Consider the following 19,337-nt stretch of genomic DNA (forward strand, 5'->3'; position numbering starts at 1 on the left):
TCAATGGTCAATGGTCAATTCGCTTCGCTTGTCAATTTATTTTACATACTGCAAACATTCACCATTCACTTTGCAAAGCAAAAATTCACTGGTAAAAGATCCGTCAATGGTCAATTCGCTTCGCTTGTCAATTTCTTTTACATACTGCAAGCATTCACTATTCAATTTACGAACTAAAAATTCACTGGTAAAAAGATCCGTCAATGGTCAATGGTCAATTCGCTTCGCTTGTCAATTTTTTACATACTGCAAGCATTCACCATTCACTTTGCAAAGCAAAAATTCACTATTGACCTTTAAATAAATTAATGGTATAGTCAAGAAGTTTTCCATCGCCATATTCTCCATGTCCGGGAACTACAATTTTCACATCCGGATATTCTTTTTTTACTTTTTCGACAGTATTGGACCAGGCAGAAACATTAGCATCCCCTAAATATCCTTTACCCGCCTCCAGCTCTTTTAATAAACAACCTCCAAATAAAATATTCTCACTAGGAAAATACCCCACTGCATTATCTTTTGTATGTCCTTCACCAAAAAATTTGGCCAGAACATCTTTGTCTCCCACTTTTAGAACCAATGAATCGTTAAAGCCGTTCTCAGGGATGACAAAATGATTTTCTTTGGCTAATTCGATGGTTTTAGTATATGCATAAGAGGGAATATTGTGTTTATGAAAAGCCATCAATCCTCCTAAACTGTCATCATGAAAATGGGTTGGAATAATAGCCTTAATTTTTGCATCGAGCTTTTCATTAATCCATTGTATCAGTTCTTCTGAACTTTTGTCATTGGTAGGGGTATCAAAAATAATAGTTTCGTGATGGTCTTTCACAATTAATCCATTACAGGGTACATTTCCGAAATCATTCGTCTGTTTAAAGGAAGTATGAATAAAAGAATTTTCCGAAATCTGAGTAATGATCAGGTTTTTTGATTCATAAATTTTCTTTGCTTTAAAATGATCTTTGCTCTGTGAAGTACAACTTAGAATAATAAAAGAGCACAAAATGACCCATATATTTTTAATAATGATCTTCATGAAACAATTATTTAAGATTGAGATAAGCTAAGGTAAGAATTCATGGAACAAGATTTGTTAGCTGTTGTGTTAAAAGTGATCAATTGTGAATTGTGGATCATTCCTATGTTTCCGCTGTCAGTTTATTTTAAATAGCATAAAGCTCAATTAAAAAAAATATAACATTTAAGTTTGTAAAAGTCTCTTTTTTATGGCGATTTTCTTAAATTCAATAGCTATTTTTGTAATATGAACTATTCGGCGGAACTAAAAAAATTTGTAACCAGTCAGTATGTATATTCTGCCATCAGAATTACATTAGCTACTGTTCTGCCTTGTTTAGTCCTCGCCCACTTCGGGATTTTGAAAGAATATTTCCTTTTTCCACTGGGAACCAGCTTTGTAGCCCTTACAGATCAGCCTGGACCTTTTATCCGAAGAAGAAATGCCCTTACTTTTGCCATCTGCTGTTTTGTTTTTGTAGCACTCATTGCAAGCCTTGTAATGAATATCAAAGTATTGGTTCTTCTTGAGGTAATAGTATTTGGGATGTTTTTCTCCCTGATCGGTGTTTATGGTCAGAGATTAGCCGCAGTAGGTTCATTATCCCTTGTGGTACTTGCCATTTTTATTGACGGGCACCTTACAGGAAGTAATATCTTTAAAAGTTTATTGATTTTCGCTTCCGGCTGTATATGGTTTTTACTTATATTCCTTATTGTAACCACCATTCGTCCTTATAAACTGGCAAGCCAGATGATTGGAGAAAATTATCTTCAGCTGGCTGAGTTTTTAAAGATCAAAGCCAATTATTATCAGAAAAACCCGGATTTTAATAAGCTGACCACTCAGGTTATTGCCAAGCAGATTGAAATAAAAAACCTTCAGGAGGATACCAGAGAAACGGTTTTTAAAACCAGAACCATCGTCAATGAATCTACGACAACCAGTCGTCTATTGATGCTGATGTTCCTGAACTCAATGGATCTTCATGAAAAACTGATGACTTCTGAAAGTGACTATCAAAAGTTACAACAGAGCTTTGAAGACAGCATGATTCTGGTTAATATCCATGATTATCTTAACCTTTTGGCAGAAGAGATTACCAATATTGGAATTGCCCTTCAAAGTGGTACCAGAGCAAAGCCAATGTTTAACCTGGAACAGGAATTAAAAAACTTAAATTACAATTACTTCGAACTCAGAAATAAACAGCTTTCACCGGACAACCTGGAAAATTTCATGATCCTGCGCCAGATCCTGATGCGTATCTATGAAATCACAAAAGAAATTAACGAGATCTATAAAGTATTTTCGCAGGATATAAAGCTGGCAAAAAGTTTATCCACCGGGTTAGACCTTAAAAAATTTATGCCTAATGAACCTAAACTTAATGCTAAGGTTCTAAGAAATAATATATCATTATCATCATCCCATTTCCGCCATGCCATTAGAATTACAACAGCATTATTGCTGGGATATGTTTTTTCTATGTTCGATTTTCTGGGACTGGGACACACGTATTGGATATTAATCACCATTACAGCGATCTTAAAACCAGCTTATTCCATCACTAAACAGAGAAACCTTCTCCGTCTCTATGGGACAATTGCAGGAGCAAGTATTGCGTATGGCATTCTGTATTTTGTACATATTAATGGGATTTTATTTGCTATTCTGCTCATTAGTATGATCATGTGTTTCAGCTTTTTGAAAGGACGGTATTTCTGGGCAGTATTATTTATGACGATCTATGTTTTTCTCAGCTTTAATTTTTTAAATCCCGGGAAAGTCAATATTATATTTAAAGACAGAATCTTTGATACTGCTATTGCCGGAATCATAGCTTTTGTTGTATCTTATATTGTATTGCCTGTTTGGGAACATACCCAAAATCTGGATCTGATGAAAAAGTCTGCCGCAGATAACCTTATTTATTTTCAGAGTGTGATTTCTAAATTCTTAGAGGGAAAGTTCGATCTTGAAGATTACAAGGTGAAGCGAAAAAATGCCATTATTTCACTGGCTAATCTTTCCGATAATTTCCAGAGAATGATTTCCGATCCTAAAAACCAGCAGAAGAAGCTGGAAGTTGTGCACCAATTTGTGGCTACATCACATCTGATTACGGCGTATACCGCTTCACTGTCTCAATACTCAAAAAGTAATGAGCAATATCCTGAAATAGATGCTGAAAGCTGGAGCAGAAAGATTGAAGCAGAAATGCAGCAGACCTCTACCCTTCTCAACGGAAATGATGTCAACGAAACACTGAAAATGGAAAGCCGTCTTGAACCGGAAGATTCTTCCATTGAAGATATGCTTCTGAAAAGAAAGACTGAGATTGAGGAAAACGAAATTGTAGACCGAAGAGATCCTGATAAAATATCACATTTAACAGAGCTTAAAAATATCCACGATATTCTGGAGCTGATCTATGATGTAGCAAAGGAACAGAGAAAAGTGATCGAAAAATATAAAAACGAAACAGAGCCTACTCCTCCACAATCGTAAAGCAGTAGTCGTCAAAAAATTCTACCCTCGCTTTGAATTCATCTGAAAACTCATCATCATATACACGACAGCTTATTTTATGAAGATGTTTTAACTCGAAAGGTTTTACTTCATAATTCTTTTTCAAAGACCAGTATTTAGAGTGATGGATTTTGTACATACTTTCCTTTACACTCCATATAATAGTATAGAAAGTATCAGCTTTATCCTCAGGAATAAATCCACGCTCATTTTCATAGGTGAATTTATCAATCACCCTTAAAATCTTTGGATTGAATTTTTCTACATCGATTCCTATTTTATTTTTAGATATAGCAATCGCTGCAAAGGGAAAAGAATGCGTAATAGAAATTTCCGCATCATTGGGAGAAAGAAAAGGTTCTCTTTCTTTGTATAAAATTTTAGAATTAGGTTTCAATCCTTTCAGGAGCTTGCGAACCATCAGGACTTCCAGTAATTTTTTAGGATGATAATCTTTTACCTTCTCAGCATTTTCCGGTTCCAGAAGTTGGTTGATATCAAGCTCTTCACTTTCATCGTACTTCCAAACCAGGATTGTGGCATTATCATCTGAAAAATCTCTGTAGAGGGGCATTCTTTTTTTATTGGACAAAAATACTAAAAAAAGCTTGAAGATGGGAGCTGGAGGATGGAAGTTACTATTTGTTATAAAAACAACAGATCAATAAAGTGAGAAGAATTCATTGATGGAAAAAAAGGAATGAGGAAAGGAAGATGGATGCTGGAAGGCGGAAGTTACTATTCGTTATAAAAATAAATTAAAGATTAAATAAAAAAATGTTCATGAAAAACGGATTTTTTGTTTCCTTAATCTTTACAAGCATCCAGCATCCGGCTTAATTATTTAGACTGATGATTCACATCATTTCTATGCTCTACAATTTCCAGATTGGAATCTACAAAATAAGCGCTTCCAAATCCGTTAACATAAGATCCTTTTACAGGTTGCAATGCAATTAAAATAAAATCTCCCATTTCGGAAATTACATCTACCACTTTTCCATGAGCTTCTTTAAGTTTTGCAACTACAGTATTCCATACTTCAGAATCTCTTTCAATCTGAGAAGTAGCTGCTTCAATTGTTAAACGTTCACGGGCATAGATCTGTTTGGTTGCTGATTCATCTTCAATAAACATAATGGATGTTTTTCTTCCGTCTGCAAGGTTTTTAGTATGTTTTGCCATGAAAGATACCAGAATATAAAAAGTCTGATCTACCTGTACAAAAGGAGCATAACTTGAGTTAGGATTTCCTTCTGCATCCACAGTAGCCAGAATGATGCTCTTAGAAGCATTGATTAATTCTTTTACTTTAGGAGTAACTGGCTTGGCTTTCTTTTCTGTATGAGTTTGATTCATAATATATTTATTTATCAGCTAAAATTAACTATTTATATTAAGACTAAATAACATTAACTCATGTTTAATCTCATAAAACTGAACTTGGTTTGCCGTTTTTATATCTTAATTATAAATCGTAATTTTGCCTTTCGTTATCAATTGAATTTAAAAACTATTCATTACATATGAGTACTACAACACAATACGTTCCTTATAAAGTTAAGGACATCTCCCTTGCAGAATGGGGTAGAAAAGAAATTACCCTTGCAGAAGCAGAAATGCCAGGTTTGATGGCTATCCGTGAAGAATACGGACCATCTCAGCCACTGAAAGGAGCAAGAATCGCCGGATGTCTTCACATGACAATCCAAACGGCTGTGCTTATCGAGACTCTGGTAGCTTTAGGAGCTGAAGTTACATGGTCATCTTGTAATATTTTCTCTACACAGGACCACGCTGCTGCTGCTATTGCTGCTGCTGGAATTCCGGTGTATGCTTGGAAAGGTTTAAATGAAGAAGAATTTGACTGGTGTATTGAGCAGACTTTATTCTTTGGTGAAGACAGAAAACCATTAAACATGATTCTGGATGATGGTGGAGATTTAACTAACATGGTTTTTGATAAATATCCTGAGTTCACAAAAGATATCAAAGGTCTTTCTGAAGAAACCACTACAGGGGTTCACAGACTTTATGAAAGAATGAAGAACGGAACTTTAGTAATGCCTGCAATCAACGTAAATGATTCTGTTACTAAATCTAAATTCGACAACAAATACGGATGTAAAGAATCTGCTGTAGATGCAGTAAGAAGAGCTACAGACGTAATGCTAGCTGGAAAAAGAGTGGTAGTTTGCGGATACGGAGACGTAGGTAAAGGTACTGCTGCTTCATTCAGAGGAGCTGGTTCTATCGTTACTGTTACAGAAATTGATCCAATCTGTGCGCTTCAGGCTGCTATGGACGGTTATGAAGTAAAAAGATTAGACACTGTAGTAGACAATGCTGATATCATCATTACTACAACAGGTAACTTCAACATCGTAAGAGGAGAACACTTCCTTAAAATGAAAGATAAGGCGATCGTTTGTAACATTGGTCACTTCGATAATGAAATCGATATGGCCTGGTTAAACAAAAACTACGGTCAGACTAAATCTGAAGTGAAGCCTCAGGTAGATATCTATACAATTGAAGGAAAAGAAGTAATCATCCTTGCAGAAGGTAGATTGGTAAACTTAGGATGTGCTACAGGTCACCCAAGTTTCGTAATGTCTAACTCTTTCTCTAACCAGACGTTGGCTCAGATCGAATTATGGAACAACTCTGCAGCGTATGGAAACGAAGTATACATGCTTCCTAAGCACTTAGATGAAAAAGTAGCTGCTTTACACCTTAAGAAATTAAGCGTAGAGCTTGAAACTCTTTCTCCTGAGCAGGCTGAGTACATCGGAGTAGACGTAAAAGGGCCATTCAAGCCTGAGTACTACAGATACTAAGATCTCAACAAAACATGATATGATCCCACTATTTCTAAGATAGTGGGATTTTTTTATGCGGAGAAATAAAGCATTCGTTATTTTTGTCACCTAAAAAAATAACATGAAAAAATTCTTATTTCTGGGACTCATGAGTTCTGTTGTAATCTTTAGCAGCTGCAGCAGTAATGATGATAATGAGGGAAACAATACCTCTTCTAAGGTGTTATTGAGCAAAGTCACTATAGTTTATTATGACAATCCGGCTCAGCCACAGACAAGCATAGAAACTCTGGAATACAATAATCAGGGTGAGCTTATCAAAACATCGACAGCTTTAGGAACTTCCAGGTTCGAATACAGTAACGGAAAACCAACTAAAACTACCTATTATAAACCAGATGGTACGGTAGACTATTATTCAGCTTATACTTACAATGGAGATCTGCTTACCACGGTTAAGGCCATCTATACTACAAATCCGGATTACAACAGAACGATTACCTATAAGTATAATACCAACGGACAGATGATTTCTTCATCCCTTTGCCAGTCACCAGCCTGTTCCAATCCCATCGTAGATAGTTTTACTTATGATGGAAACAATATTTCAACAGAAATTTCAGAAGGTGGAGGATCCAGCTACAGCACAAAAATTGTTTACTCTTATGATGATAAACAGAACCCATACATCAATATCAACAAATACTTAAAAATTATGATGGGAAGAGCCTATGCTGTAAGCCAGAACAATTATCTGACGGAAAAAATCAGCTTTAAAAATAATGGAGTCTGGACACAAAACCAAACCCGAACTTCCACTATTCAATATAACAGCGCCGGTTATCCTACTCAGGTGATCTCAAAAGAAGCCAACGGAAACCTTTCCGCTCAATATAACTACGAATACATCACTCAATAATACAAAGCTCTCCAAATTGGAGAGTTTTTGATGAACTAAATATTTTTTATCCCCTTTATGGCTATTATACCAATAATCGATATATTTAGTTCTTATTTAATGAAAACTTTTAATACATGAAAAACCAATTATTTATTGGATTGATGAGTTCATTTTTATTTCTCAACTGCAGTAGCAATAATGACGAAAATAATGAACCCAACCCTTCGGATCCTCAAATATTATTAAGTAAAGTCACTACAGTTTATTATACAAGCCCCTCCGGGCCGCATACCAGCATTACAAAATTAGATTATAACAGTCAGAAACAGTTATTTAAAATTACATCAGAAACTACAACCTCCGTTCTGGAATATGATGGTGCCGGAAAACCTTCAAAAATTACTTACCAGAAAGCAGATGGTACCGTAGCTTATTATGAAACCTTTACATATAATGGGGATCAGCTTGCGATGATCAAGAAAGTAGCCCCGGATACACAGTATAACACAACAATGACGTATACCAATGGTAAAGTTACTGCCAGTTCCACTTGTGAGTCTTCCAACTGTTCCATCCCGTCTACCATGTCATATACTTATAGCGGTGATAATGTTTCCGAAGAAATATCGGTCGCTGATGGTATTGGCGGTCCACATACTGATAAAAAAGAATATTCATATGATAACAAAGTAAATCCCTATTCTTTGATGGGCAAATATTTTAGAATGATTATGGGAGGAGCAGATTTTTTAAGTCAAAATAATTATACCACAATAAAAATAAGTGGCAAAGACGGCACTGGAAACTGGAGCCAAATTATGAATTTTACCTATCAGATAGAATATAATAGTAATCAGTTGCCAACTCAGGTCATGGTGAAACTGGATAATAATGATTATGCAAAATATACTTACGAATACATCACTCAATAAAACAAAGCTCTCCATTTTGGGGAGTTTTTTTATGAGCTGATTCCCGCTATCCGCTCATACTCCTCACGCCGGGCTCGCCTACGCATCAGCCCTCTACTCTTCTGCCTATGTTCCGGGGTAACCGCTGCTATCGGGGCTAGGGAGGAAATTATAAATTATAAATGATGAATTATGAATAGGGCTGTATTATTCAATAGGAACGGGCTTGAGCCCGTTTTACATTAAATAAAAATACATTCATCGGCTTTAGCCGAAACATAAACTTACTCCACATAGCAATTCAGTATTTTTCCCATATTTTCCCTTTGCCAGAGCTCTATTTATAAAAAATGAATATCTTAGCCCTCTTAAATAAAACATTAAACTATGAAAAAACAAAGAGTATCGAATGCATTCGTCGCTGCGTCGTGGGTAGCATTGGGAGCGGGAATGATTGGCTTTATTGTGGGGCTTGCAAGAGCAGAAATGCTGCTGAATGAGAAGGGATATTATTTCACCATCCTTCTTTATGGTTTATTTGCTGTAGTTTCTTTACAGAAAGCAGTACGTGACAGATTAGAAAACATTCAGGTAACAGATATTTATTATGGAATCTGCTGGTTTGCCACATTATCATCCATTGTATTACTGGCCATCGGACTTTGGAACGCCACCATCCTTCCCAGCGAAAAAGGTTTTTATGCCTTTGCCTTTCTACTGGCACTCTTCGGAGCCATCGCAGTTCAGAAAAACACCCGTGATAATATGCTTCAGGAATAAAGTAAACTCTCCAAAACGGACAGTTTTTTATTTAAATAATTTCATTAAAATTTATAAATTACTACAAAATTCATATTTAAGTTAAAAATATATTAAGTTTTTTGCTATTTTAGTAGTGCTTATTTCACAAACTAATGACATGTACAAAAAACTATTAACTTTTTCTTTATGTATTCTATTATTTCAGCTTTCAAAAGCACAAAACGAATTTATCACCATCTGGAAAACCCAAAGTTCCCAACTCATTAAATTTCCCGGGAGAGGAACCAATTTCAAAGTCTATTGGGAGGAAGTAGGATATCCTCAGCATAACGGGACGATTAATAATGTAACTTCTACTACTGAATTTACGATCAACGTAGGAATACCTTTCAATCCTACTCCATCTCAGGCCAGCTACAAAATTAAAATCAGTGACGGTAACGGAAGTTTTGATCAGGTAAGATTCTTTGACAATACATTAGTTCCAGCTTATAATGCTTCAGACCGTTCAAAAATTACTCAGATTACCCAATGGGGAAATATAAAATGGAAAAGCTTCGACAATGCTTTTGTGTACTGTGATAATATGGACGTAACAGCCACTGATGTTCCAGACCTCAGCCTCGTTACAAGCATGCGCCAGATGTTTTATTTATGTATTTCACTTATCGGCAATCCTTCTTTTAATACATGGAACACCTCCACCATCACCGATATGTATTATATGTTTGGTGACGATAATCTCTTTAACCAGCCTTTGGGAGACTGGGATACTTCGAATGTTACAGATATGTCATATATGTTTGACTATACAGGATTCAACCAATCTTTGAGTAAATGGAACACAGCAAAGGTGACCACCATGGAACACATGTTTCATGATTCAGAAAATTTCAACCAGGATCTTCAGAACTGGAATACAGGGAGTGTCACCAATATGAACGAAATGTTCCGTGACACTGCTTTTAACCAAAATATCGGAAGGTGGAATCTAAGTTCATTAACAACAGCTAGCGATATGTTTCTCAATTCTGCTATGAGCTGCCTGAATTATGACAAAACCCTTTTTGGATGGAGCCAGAGTTCTTCAACACCTAATAATATTGATTTATCAAGTGCTTCTCCATTAATTTATTCTCATGCTGACGCAGTAGCTGCCAGAAATTATTTAATGAATAATAAGGGCTGGACTATATCGGGCGACGTTTACAACGGACTCTGTAACCAGACCCTTTCAGCTTCTGAAACGGAAATGAGTACTAAAGCTACCATCTATCCCAATCCGGCAACAGATATCATTCATTTGAAAAACATTCCACATCCGGTAAGTTTTATCATCACCGATATGAGTGGAAGAACTACTGTCAAAGAGAACCTGAAAAACGATAAGATTCCCGTTCACGTTTTAACTCCGGGGAATTATATCTTACAGATTATGACAAAGGGTTCAACAATTTCATTTCCATTCATAAAAAAATAACCCTCAACAAAACTAATAACCATAAACTATGAACATGATTTTAAAAAAAATTCCAATACTCATTTTTCTTTTGCTGATCTTTCTGGCAAAGGCACAAAATGAATTTATCACAGTATGGAAACCCAGTCTTACCCCACCTAACTATCCTTATGCAGGAATTCCTGTTAACTCAAACAATAATCAGATCTGGTTTCCAGGAATAGGAACGAATTACCAGATCTATTGGGAGGAAATTGGCTACCCTACACATAATGCCACTTTAACGAATGTAACTTCTACCTCTCAGCTTCTGATCGACTTCGGAGTTCCACAAAATCCCAATCCGGCAGATGCTACCTACCGGTTGAAAGTAAGCAATGGAAACGGAATTTTTCACCAGATAAGGTTTGCCGACTGGGACATGTTCAATGATAACGGAATTGTAGGTGATGTACATAAAATCCAGTTGATAGAACAATGGGGAAATATTCAGTGGTCTTCTATGGAACAGGCATTTCAGGCTTGCAAAATTTTAGATTTTACGGCAACAGATATTCCTGATCTGAAAGAAGTAACTGATATGTCTTACATGTTTTTAGGTTGTTATGGTTTAGTGGGAAATTCCAGTATCAATACCTGGAATATTTCCAATGTAACGACGCTGCTGGGAACATTTTCAGGATGTTTTGTATTCAATCAGCCGGTTGGAGACTGGAACACATCCAATGTTACCATGATGGGGATAACATTCTCTGCGGCTAAAATTTTCAACCAGCCGCTGGCCAATTGGGATACTTCTAAAGTTACTGCTACTGCCGCTATGTTTAGTGGAGCAACCCTGTTTAACCAACCTATTGGGAATTGGGATATGTCCAGTAATCTTGATGCAGAATTTATGTTTTCGCATGCTATCAATTTCAATCAACCACTCGGAAACTGGAATACAACACAAATCATCGAAATGAATAATATGTTTTTGGGTGCAAAAGTTTTTAATCAGGACATCAGCAGCTGGGATACCCAAAATGTCAAATTCATGCATGGTATGTTTTATAATGCAGAAAACTTCAACAGTAATATTTCCAATTGGGACACCAGAAAAGTAGAATGGATGGCTGAAATGTTCAGGGGGGCAAAAAGCTTCAATCAGGATATAGGAAAATGGAATGTAAGTTCAGTAAAAAGTATGAACGATATGTTCAATGATGCCCTTATTTTCAACCAAAATCTTGGAAAATGGAATCTCAGTTCATTATTATATGCATCCAATATATTCAAAAATTCGGCATTAAACTGCCAGAATTATGACAGCACACTGTATGGCTGGAGCCTGAACCCTTCTACTCCCAATAATATTAATATATCCTCTGTTTCACCTCTTACGTATTCTCACAATGCAGCAGTAACGGCAAGAAACTACCTCATCAATACCAAAGGCTGGACAATCAGTGGAGATACCTACAACGGAGAATGTCAATCCTTCCTTGGAACTTCGGATGTAAAAGTGAAAGGGGAGCTCAGCATTTACCCCAACCCTGCCAGTCATATTATTTATGTAAAGAATTCCACTGCTAAAGACTTTAAAATTATTGATATGAGCGGCAGAATTGTTTTAAGCGGGAATTTGACAGATGCACAGATCAACATCCAGACTTTAACTTCCGGGAATTACATTTTGCAACTGTATTCAAAAGAAGATATCCAAAACCTGAAATTCATCAAAAAATAACTATACAACTAATACCTATAAATAATAAACATGATTTTAAAAAAAATTCCTACACTTATTTTTCTCATGCTGGCTTTCATTGCGAAAGCTCAGGATGAATTTATTACCATCTGGAAACCCGCATCTACTGTATTACCAGCAGTAAATGTAGACGCTCCCTATCAGGCCACTACACAGCAAATATGGTTTCCCGGAATTGGTGATAATTATGATATTTATTGGGAGGAAGTAGGTTATCCTCAGCACAATGGTTCCCTTCTAGATGTAACTTCCACCAAACAGGTTCTTATCGACTTCGGAACGTCAATCGCAGAAAAAAATGATGCAAAATACAGGGTAAAAGTTACGAATGGTAACGGAATTTTCAGGCAAATAAAATTTGGAACGCCTCAATTATATCCTGGTCCTGAGCAAGTTTTTCCTATCTGGCAGATCAATGGAAGTTCAGATAAAATACTGGAAATAGAACAATGGGGCAATATTTCATGGACTACCATGGAGAGTGCCTTCAGTCTGTGCAGGCTTATGCAGCTTACAGCAACAGATACTCCCAATCTTAATAATGTGGAGGATGCTTCTTTCATGTTTTATGGCACTACCAGTTTTATGGGTGCCAGCTCTATGCAAAACTGGGATACTTCGAAAATTAAGAATTTCAGTTTTATGCTTTCTCTTTTATTTGATGTGAATCCTTCTACTGCCGTAATAGAACAGTTCAACTCACCTTATCTGGACAGCTGGAATATGTCTTCAGCCACCAACCTCAGCTATATGTTGGGAAACAGAACAGTTTTTAACCAGACTCTCAATAGCTGGGATGTCTCAAAGGTGACAGATATGAGCTGGATGTTTGGACAATGTTTAAGCTTCAATCAGCGTCTGGATAACTGGGATACTTCAAGCTTAGAAGACATGCATTTTATGTTTCATATGATTCCTGTTTTCAATCAGCCATTGAACTGGAATACTTCCAAAGTGACCAATATGGCGCATGTATTTCATGGCTGTACAACCTTTAATCAGCCTTTAGACAATTGGGATATGACAAAAGTGACCAGAATAGACCAGATCCTTAATTTTGCTTCAGGTTTCAATCAGTCATTAGGAAACTGGAACTTAGTTTCTCTTACCAATGGGAATGCTTCTTTAACAATGTCTGGTCTTAATTGTGAAAATTACAGCAAAACCCTTCTGGGATGGGCAGACAATCCCAATATAGCCAACAATGTTTCATTAGGTTCCGTACAAGGATTAAAATATGCTTCTAACGTATCAGACAAAAGGGATATTCTCATCAATAAAGGCTGGTCAATAGTAGGTGATGTGGTGGGAAGTTGCTTACTCTCTTCATCGGATGTAAGACTGAACAAAAAGCTTTCGCTATATCCTAACCCTACAGTGGATGACATTCATGTTGAAGGATTAAGCGATATAAAGAGTTATAAAATTTATGATGCCAGCGGAAGATTGGTAAAAGAAGGAAATCCCAATAATGAAATCATCAATGTAAGTTCTTTACCTAAAGGAAATTACATTTTGCAGCTGATGTTGAAAGAAAAAACAATCTCTTCAAAATTCATCAAGAAATAAAAACAAAAAAGCCTCGCTGAAAAGTGAGGCTTTTATTTTTGAGTTTAAAACTCAACTATTTATCAAAATGATTAGGATGCTGGGCTTTGATATCATCTACCGTTCCCAGTACTTTATCTTTTAGAGAATCCTGATATTTCTGAAGCTTAGCAGCTACTTCTTCATTACCGCTTCCTAAGATTTTTGCGGCTAAAATTCCTGCATTCAAAGCACCGTTCAAAGCTACAGTAGCTACAGGAATTCCTCCAGGCATCTGAAGAATAGATAATACAGAATCCCATCCGTCTATAGAATTACTGGACAAAATCGGAACTCCGATTACCGGAAGTGTCGTGCAGCTTGCCACCATTCCCGGAAGATGTGCTGCTCCTCCTGCTCCAGCTACAATGACCTTCAGACCTCTTTCCTGAGCAGTCTTTGCATAATCGAACATTCTTTCCGGTGTTCTGTGTGCTGAAACTACAGTTAATTCATAAGGGATATCAAGGCTTTTAAGAAAATTTGCAGCCTGTTCCATGATCGGCAGATCACTCTGACTGCCCATAATAATTCCTACCATCTTCAATTTTATTAGATGTTCAAAGATAAAAAATAAAGATGGAAGTTGGAAGAAGGAAGCTGGAAGTTCTTTTAATCACAAATAAAACCTCTTGCCATTAAGACACCAACTTTACCCTACTCAAATCTGTATCACCAAAAATTGAACGAACTGTACCCATTCTTTTTCTTATAAAAATTCTAATTTTGTTTGTTACACTACTTACATACGTTGAAAGATTATAAACTTATTTTTGCTGTTCTCACTGTTGCCATTGTCTGGGGAACAACTTTTTTGGCCATTCGTGTTGCTGTGGAAACAATTCCTGCCTGGTTTGTAGCCGGAATCCGACAGTTTCTGGCTTCTGTTATCATGCTTATTGTTCTTCTTTCCAGAAAGGAATTCAAGTGGATTGGCTGGAAGAGTTTAGGCTACCAGATTATATTCGCATCCCTGATGCTGGTCGTTGCCAATGGAATGACCACGGTGGCTGAAGAAACTGTCTCGAGCAGTCTTGCCTCGTTAATCAGTGCATGCTCACCTATTCTCGTATTTCTGGGAAGTGTGGCTGTAGGATTACAGAAATTCAGTTTGCGGGCGCTTAGTGGTGTTCTCCTTTGTTTCAGCGGAATTCTTTTTATTTTCTGGGACGGACTTAAAGATCTTGCCAACCCTGATTACAGAATGGGAATGATTTTCCTGTTCTGCGCCATTGCAGGTTGGGCTTCAGGAACTATTTTCACCAAAAAACTCAATATTCAGAGCGGAAATATAACGTTGAATCTGTTTTATCAGTTTCTGTTTGCAGGAGTTGTTCAGGTTATTCTTGCATTTCTGTTTTCTGAAAATTATAACTTTGGAAACTGGACGATTAAAAGTATTTCAGCCATGTTATATCTTGCTGTCTTTGGTTCTGTAGCGGCTTTTTTTGCCTTCCATTATGCACTGACAAAAATTTCACCGGTACAGGTTTCTATCCTTGCTTATTTCAACACCATTATTGCTATATTTCTAGGCTGGCTGATTATGGACGAAAAAGTTACTGTTAAGTTTATTCTCGCTGCAGCAATGATTATCTGTGGTGTTTTTATTATCAATTACAAACCGGGAATGTTCAAAAGACAAAGGGTTGAATGATAAACCTATTTCAAACCACAAAAGACACAAAAGTTTGTAAATCCTTGTGCTTTTAAAGGTATTATATGAATTTTTGAAAAGCTCACAAAATTATTTAAGATTAAAAAAGAATCTGTGCTAATCTGTGTCATCCGTGGGCTAAAAAATGCATTAAGACTTTCAATAAAATCACTGATCGCTATTATAAACCCCATTCGCTTTTAACCATTTCAAAAACAGATCCATCCATTCTCCGGTATTCGTTCCTTTTTTACCCATTCCCCAGCCATGACCGCCTGATTGAAATAAGTGCAGTTCGGCAGGAATTTTATGATCTTTCAATGCCTGATACATCAGAATACTATTTTCTACAGGAGAAATAGGATCATCTTCAGACTGCGCCAAAAAAGTGATGGGTGTCTGAGCATTCACCTGCTTTTCAACAGACAGCTTCATCTGATCACTTCTGTCAGAATCTTTTCCTAATAAAGATTTAAATGAATGGGTCATATTATTGGGTGGCAGCATAGATACTACAGGATAAATCATTGCTGTAAAGTTGGGTTTTGCAGAAATCAAATCAATATCATCCTGAGGAGGATAATAATTTGTATTGAATGTAGAGGAAATATATCCCGCAAGATGTCCGCCAGCAGAAAACCCAAGTACCCCGATTTTATCCGGATTTATTTTGTATTTCCCTGCATTTTTTCTAATAATTCGCAAAGCACGCTGAGCATCCTGAAAAGGAACATATTTTGTTGTCCAGTCTTCTCCCGGAAGTCTGTATTCAAGCTCAAAAGCAGTAATTCCCAGAGATTTCAGCCATTCTGATGCAGGATAACCTTCTGATCCGGATTCAATGTGGGCATAGCCACCACCGCTGATCACTAAAACAGCAATTCCGTTGGGATTGACTGGTTGATGGATGATAAGCTTCGGTGTACTTACATTTGTAAGAGAACCTTTTGGAGAAACCTTATTTTCACCTCCGGGCCCGGGACCATCCGGTATTGATTTCCAAAGATTGATAGAAGGTAACTGAGCAGAAAACATTCCTGCAATAAACAAAAAAGAGAAAAAAATATTTTTCATTTCGTTCAGTTTTAATCTTAAAACAACATCAATAATCTTACCTAACCTATCCCACTGTTTTTAAACTTATTAAATATAATTAAAATCAGATATGCTTCAGTTGGGTTTTGTATTTACTTCATTTTCCTTATATTGTATACTCCAACCGATACAATATGCTGAAAAACACATTTTTTTTATTTCTGACCGCCTCTTTCCTTTTGATAAGCTGTGACTACAAAGAGAAAGAGAAGAACCTGACAGACAAGGAGAAACAACTTTTAGACAAAGAGAAACTATTCGCTAAGAAAGAATCCGAGTACCAGTCACTTCTGAAAATGAGAGACAGTATTTTTTCCAAAAAAGATTCTGTAGTGATTACCGCTGCATGGCCTACGGAAATTTCCGGCCCATGGAATGGTAAAGTAATCTGTACAGAATCCAACTGCAGTGAATATGCAGTAGGCGACCAACGTACTGACATCTGGGAATTCGATAATGATTCTACCCAGCCTATTACCAAAATCATCAACAACAATAATCTGGTAAGGCTGTATACGGGCAAGTTTGAAAACAATGAGATCAGACTGTCTTTCAAAACCGATTCTACAGCCAAAAAGAATGTAGAAATGAGCGTTCTTCTTAATGATATTTCGGACAACAAGATCAAAGGAACCAGAACCATCACTTCTGATGGCTGTACCGCCAAGTTCTCTGTTGAATTAGTACGTTCCACAAAATAAACACCTATGATTTTACTGAGTATACACAACCTGAGTCTTCCTATAGAAGATCCGGTACTGAAGTTCCTGTTGGTACTGGTCATCATCCTTGCAGCACCATTGCTGCTTAATAAAATTAAAGTTCCACACCTTTTGGGGCTTATCATCGCCGGAGCTATTATTGGTCCAAACGGATTCAATGTATTGTCCAGAGACAGCAGTATTGTAGTAACCGGAACCACCGGACTTCTTTACATTATGTTTCTGGCAGGGCTAGAGATTGATATGGGCGACTTTAAAAAGAACAAGTGGAAAAGTCTCACCTTTGGTATTTATACCTTTACCGTTCCTTTTGTATTAGGATATCTGGGTGGATATTACCTTCTTCACTTTTCAATGCTTACCTCTATTCTTTTTGCCAGTCTTTTTTCTTCTCACACCCTTATTGCGTATCCGTTGGTGAGCAAGTTGGGAATTGCGAAAAATAAGGCGGTTAATATCACTGTTGGAGGTACAATGATCACAGATATTCTTGCCTTATTGGTACTTGCCGTGATTGTGGGAATGTCTCAAGGGGACGTAGGAACAGAATTTTGGGTTAAACTATCCGTTTCTTTTGTTGTTTTTGCCCTCATTGTACTTATTGTATTCCCTATTATAGGCCGTTGGTTTTTCAAAAGAGTGGATGACAAAATCTCTCAGTATATTTTTGTACTGGTTATGATTTACCTGGCTGCAATGCTGGCTGAACTGGCTGGTGTAGAAGCCATCATCGGGGCATTCTTTGCAGGATTAGCTTTAAACAGACTTATTCCTCACACCTCTTCTCTGATGAATAGAGTTGAGTTTGTGGGAAATGCCATCTTTATTCCTTTCTTCCTGATCAGTGTAGGAATGTTGATTGATTTCAAGGTATTCTTCAAAAGCTGGGAAACCCTGGAAGTAGCCGGAATTATGCTGGTAGCATCCATCGGAGGAAAGTATCTTTCTGCTGTGGCCACTCAAAAGACATTCAGGCTGACCAAAGAGGAAGGAAAACTGATTTTCGGATTAAGTTCGGCTTCCGCAGCAGCAACACTGGCTTCAGTAATGGTAGGATATAACATCATCCTTTCTGAAACTGAAACCGGAGAACCGGTAAGATTACTGAATGAACACGTTCTGAACGGAAGTATTTTGCTGATTCTTATTTCGTGTACCATCTCTTCTTTCATTTCTATGGCAAGTGCCCAGAAAATTGCAGAAAGTGACAATGAAGATACAGTTTCCGGGAATACCCACGAGGAAGAAAGCATTCTCTTAGCCATTAATCATGAGGCAACTGTTGAAAGAATGGTGAATCTGGGAATCCTGATCAAAGCCCATTCTAACACAGAAGATCTTTTTGCCCTGAATGTAATCAATGAAGATAAAAACGAATCTTCAGTAAAGAACGCAGAGAAACTACTCCATCAGGCAGCAGATGCGGCAGCGGCAGCGGATGTTAAACTTCAGGCTCTAAAAAGATATGACAATGATGTCATCAATGGAGTAAATAATGTGATTAAAGAACAGAAAATAACAGATCTTATTATCGGACTGGAAGACGAAAAAGGGTTCTCTCCTTCTTTTGTATACAATCTTTATAATGGTTATCTGCAGAATGATGATGTGAATGTACTGGTTTACCATGCTGCACAACCGCTTTCCACTATTAAAAAATATGCTGTGATGATTCCCGAAAATGCTCATCAGGAAGCAGGATTCTTCCATGCCTTGCTGAGAGTCTGGAATATTGCCCGAAATTCAGGTGCTACAGTTGTCTTTTATGCTCCGGAAAATATCCTTGATATTCTTCAGAAAATCATTAAAAAAGCCAATATAGAAGCTGAATTTATTATCATGAATACCTGGCAGGATGGTGAAAGAACCGCTGCCCAGCTGAAAGATGATGAAGCTTTAATTATTCTGATGGCAAAACGCGGAATGAAATCTTATATTCCAAGAATGAGGCTGATTCCTGAACTTCTGAACAGAAATCTGAGCGATAACAATTATCTTTTGATTTTCCCTTTCTCAGAATATGATAAAAACAGTCCGGAAATACGTTCGGTAGGAAATCATGGAGATTTCGTTGAGATTGGAAATGTGATTCAGAAGATTTTTAAGTAAGAG

General features: G+C 37.0%; 16 protein-coding genes. 11 read left to right on the forward strand and 5 right to left on the reverse strand.

The window, feature by feature from the left end; genetic code table 11:
• Positions 1–286: 286 nt before the first annotated feature.
• Entirely contained in the window at positions 287–1,045 is a 759-nt protein-coding gene (blaCHM, locus tag NK356_RS17870) for a CHM family subclass B1 metallo-beta-lactamase (RefSeq protein WP_253317631.1), read from the reverse strand.
• Between the two features lie 228 nt (positions 1,046–1,273).
• Here blaCHM and NK356_RS17875 point away from each other — a divergent pair, with 228 nt between their 5' ends.
• A complete protein-coding gene (locus tag NK356_RS17875) occupies positions 1,274–3,538 on the forward strand; it encodes an FUSC family membrane protein (protein WP_034699901.1) in 2,265 nt (754 codons plus the stop codon).
• Here the strand turns inward: NK356_RS17875 and NK356_RS17880 are convergent.
• Entirely contained in the window at positions 3,519–4,133 is a 615-nt protein-coding gene (locus NK356_RS17880; protein WP_034699899.1) for a 4'-phosphopantetheinyl transferase family protein, read from the reverse strand. The genes NK356_RS17875 and NK356_RS17880 overlap by 20 nt on opposite strands.
• Before the next feature lie 266 nt (positions 4,134–4,399).
• Entirely contained in the window at positions 4,400–4,918 is a 519-nt protein-coding gene (locus tag NK356_RS17885) for a pyridoxamine 5'-phosphate oxidase family protein (RefSeq protein ID WP_253317632.1), read from the reverse strand.
• Positions 4,919–5,085: 167 nt separating this feature from the next.
• Here NK356_RS17885 and ahcY point away from each other — a divergent pair, with 167 nt between their 5' ends.
• The 7 genes from ahcY to NK356_RS17920 all read left to right on the forward strand — a co-directional run bounded on the left by ahcY (position 5,086) and on the right by NK356_RS17920 (position 13,733).
• The gene (ahcY, locus tag NK356_RS17890; protein WP_034699895.1) at positions 5,086–6,399 is read left to right on the forward strand and encodes an adenosylhomocysteinase; all 1,314 of its coding nucleotides are present in this window, start codon (positions 5,086–5,088) and stop codon (positions 6,397–6,399) included.
• Between the two features lie 103 nt (positions 6,400–6,502).
• Positions 6,503–7,300, forward strand: coding sequence for a hypothetical protein (locus tag NK356_RS17895; RefSeq protein WP_253317633.1), 798 nt, complete (start codon positions 6,503–6,505; stop codon positions 7,298–7,300).
• A 116-nt stretch (positions 7,301–7,416) separates the two neighbouring features.
• Entirely contained in the window at positions 7,417–8,214 is a 798-nt protein-coding gene (locus tag NK356_RS17900) for a hypothetical protein (RefSeq protein ID WP_253317634.1), read from the forward strand.
• 366 nt (positions 8,215–8,580) lie between these two features.
• A complete protein-coding gene (yiaA, locus tag NK356_RS17905; RefSeq protein ID WP_034699887.1) occupies positions 8,581–8,973 on the forward strand; it encodes an inner membrane protein YiaA in 393 nt (130 codons plus the stop codon).
• A 139-nt stretch (positions 8,974–9,112) separates the two neighbouring features.
• On the forward strand, positions 9,113–10,435 hold the full coding sequence (locus NK356_RS17910) for a BspA family leucine-rich repeat surface protein (RefSeq protein WP_253317635.1): 1,323 nt from the start codon (positions 9,113–9,115) through the stop codon (positions 10,433–10,435).
• A 34-nt stretch (positions 10,436–10,469) separates the two neighbouring features.
• Positions 10,470–12,143, forward strand: a complete 1,674-nt coding sequence (locus NK356_RS17915; RefSeq protein WP_185103760.1) for a BspA family leucine-rich repeat surface protein — start codon at positions 10,470–10,472, stop codon at positions 12,141–12,143.
• Positions 12,144–12,173: 30 nt separating this feature from the next.
• Entirely contained in the window at positions 12,174–13,733 is a 1,560-nt protein-coding gene (locus tag NK356_RS17920) for a BspA family leucine-rich repeat surface protein (RefSeq protein WP_081906530.1), read from the forward strand.
• Between the two features lie 55 nt (positions 13,734–13,788).
• Here the strand turns inward: NK356_RS17920 and purE are convergent, their stop codons facing one another.
• A complete protein-coding gene (gene purE / locus NK356_RS17925) occupies positions 13,789–14,292 on the reverse strand; it encodes a 5-(carboxyamino)imidazole ribonucleotide mutase (protein WP_034699885.1) in 504 nt (167 codons plus the stop codon).
• 210 nt (positions 14,293–14,502) lie between these two features.
• On the opposite strand from purE, the gene NK356_RS17930 reads away from it, so the two are divergent.
• Entirely contained in the window at positions 14,503–15,408 is a 906-nt protein-coding gene (locus NK356_RS17930) for a DMT family transporter (RefSeq protein ID WP_253317648.1), read from the forward strand.
• Positions 15,409–15,576: 168 nt separating this feature from the next.
• Here the strand turns inward: NK356_RS17930 and NK356_RS17935 are convergent, their stop codons facing one another.
• On the reverse strand, positions 15,577–16,482 hold the full coding sequence (locus tag NK356_RS17935; protein WP_253317636.1) for an alpha/beta hydrolase: 906 nt from the start codon (positions 16,480–16,482) through the stop codon (positions 15,577–15,579).
• Between the two features lie 155 nt (positions 16,483–16,637).
• Here NK356_RS17935 and NK356_RS17940 point away from each other — a divergent pair, with 155 nt between their 5' ends.
• Complete coding sequence (locus tag NK356_RS17940; protein WP_253317637.1) at positions 16,638–17,204, forward strand: hypothetical protein; 567 nt, start codon at positions 16,638–16,640, stop codon at positions 17,202–17,204.
• Positions 17,205–17,210: 6 nt separating this feature from the next.
• Positions 17,211–19,334: a cation:proton antiporter gene (locus tag NK356_RS17945; RefSeq protein WP_034699875.1), complete on the forward strand. Its 2,124-nt coding sequence runs from the start codon at positions 17,211–17,213 to the stop codon at positions 19,332–19,334.
• Positions 19,335–19,337: the final 3 nt, after the last annotated feature.

The organism is Chryseobacterium sp. S0630, assembly GCF_024158915.1.
GTDB lineage: Bacteria > Bacteroidota > Bacteroidia > Flavobacteriales > Weeksellaceae > Chryseobacterium.

Bases quoted from the DNA above. Each gene is read 5' to 3' on its own strand.
- NK356_RS17895 (WP_253317633.1), top strand. From the start codon at position 6,503: ATGAAAAAATTCTTATTTCTGGGACTCATGAGTTCTGTTGTAATCTTT.
- ahcY (WP_034699895.1), top strand. From the start codon at position 5,086: ATGAGTACTACAACACAATACGTTCCTTATAAAGTTAAGGACATCTCC.
- NK356_RS17935 (WP_253317636.1), bottom strand. From the start codon at position 16,482: ATGAAAAATATTTTTTTCTCTTTTTTGTTTATTGCAGGAATGTTTTCT.
- NK356_RS17900 (WP_253317634.1), top strand. From the start codon at position 7,417: ATGAAAAACCAATTATTTATTGGATTGATGAGTTCATTTTTATTTCTC.
- yiaA (WP_034699887.1), top strand. From the start codon at position 8,581: ATGAAAAAACAAAGAGTATCGAATGCATTCGTCGCTGCGTCGTGGGTA.
- NK356_RS17945 (WP_034699875.1), top strand. From the start codon at position 17,211: ATGATTTTACTGAGTATACACAACCTGAGTCTTCCTATAGAAGATCCG.
- NK356_RS17885 (WP_253317632.1), bottom strand. From the start codon at position 4,918: ATGAATCAAACTCATACAGAAAAGAAAGCCAAGCCAGTTACTCCTAAA.
- NK356_RS17920 (WP_081906530.1), top strand. From the start codon at position 12,174: ATGATTTTAAAAAAAATTCCTACACTTATTTTTCTCATGCTGGCTTTC.
- NK356_RS17915 (WP_185103760.1), top strand. From the start codon at position 10,470: ATGATTTTAAAAAAAATTCCAATACTCATTTTTCTTTTGCTGATCTTT.
- NK356_RS17880 (WP_034699899.1), bottom strand. From the start codon at position 4,133: ATGCCCCTCTACAGAGATTTTTCAGATGATAATGCCACAATCCTGGTT.
- NK356_RS17910 (WP_253317635.1), top strand. From the start codon at position 9,113: ATGTACAAAAAACTATTAACTTTTTCTTTATGTATTCTATTATTTCAG.
- NK356_RS17875 (WP_034699901.1), top strand. From the start codon at position 1,274: ATGAACTATTCGGCGGAACTAAAAAAATTTGTAACCAGTCAGTATGTA.
- blaCHM (WP_253317631.1), bottom strand. From the start codon at position 1,045: ATGAAGATCATTATTAAAAATATATGGGTCATTTTGTGCTCTTTTATT.
- NK356_RS17940 (WP_253317637.1), top strand. From the start codon at position 16,638: ATGCTGAAAAACACATTTTTTTTATTTCTGACCGCCTCTTTCCTTTTG.
- purE (WP_034699885.1), bottom strand. From the start codon at position 14,292: ATGGTAGGAATTATTATGGGCAGTCAGAGTGATCTGCCGATCATGGAA.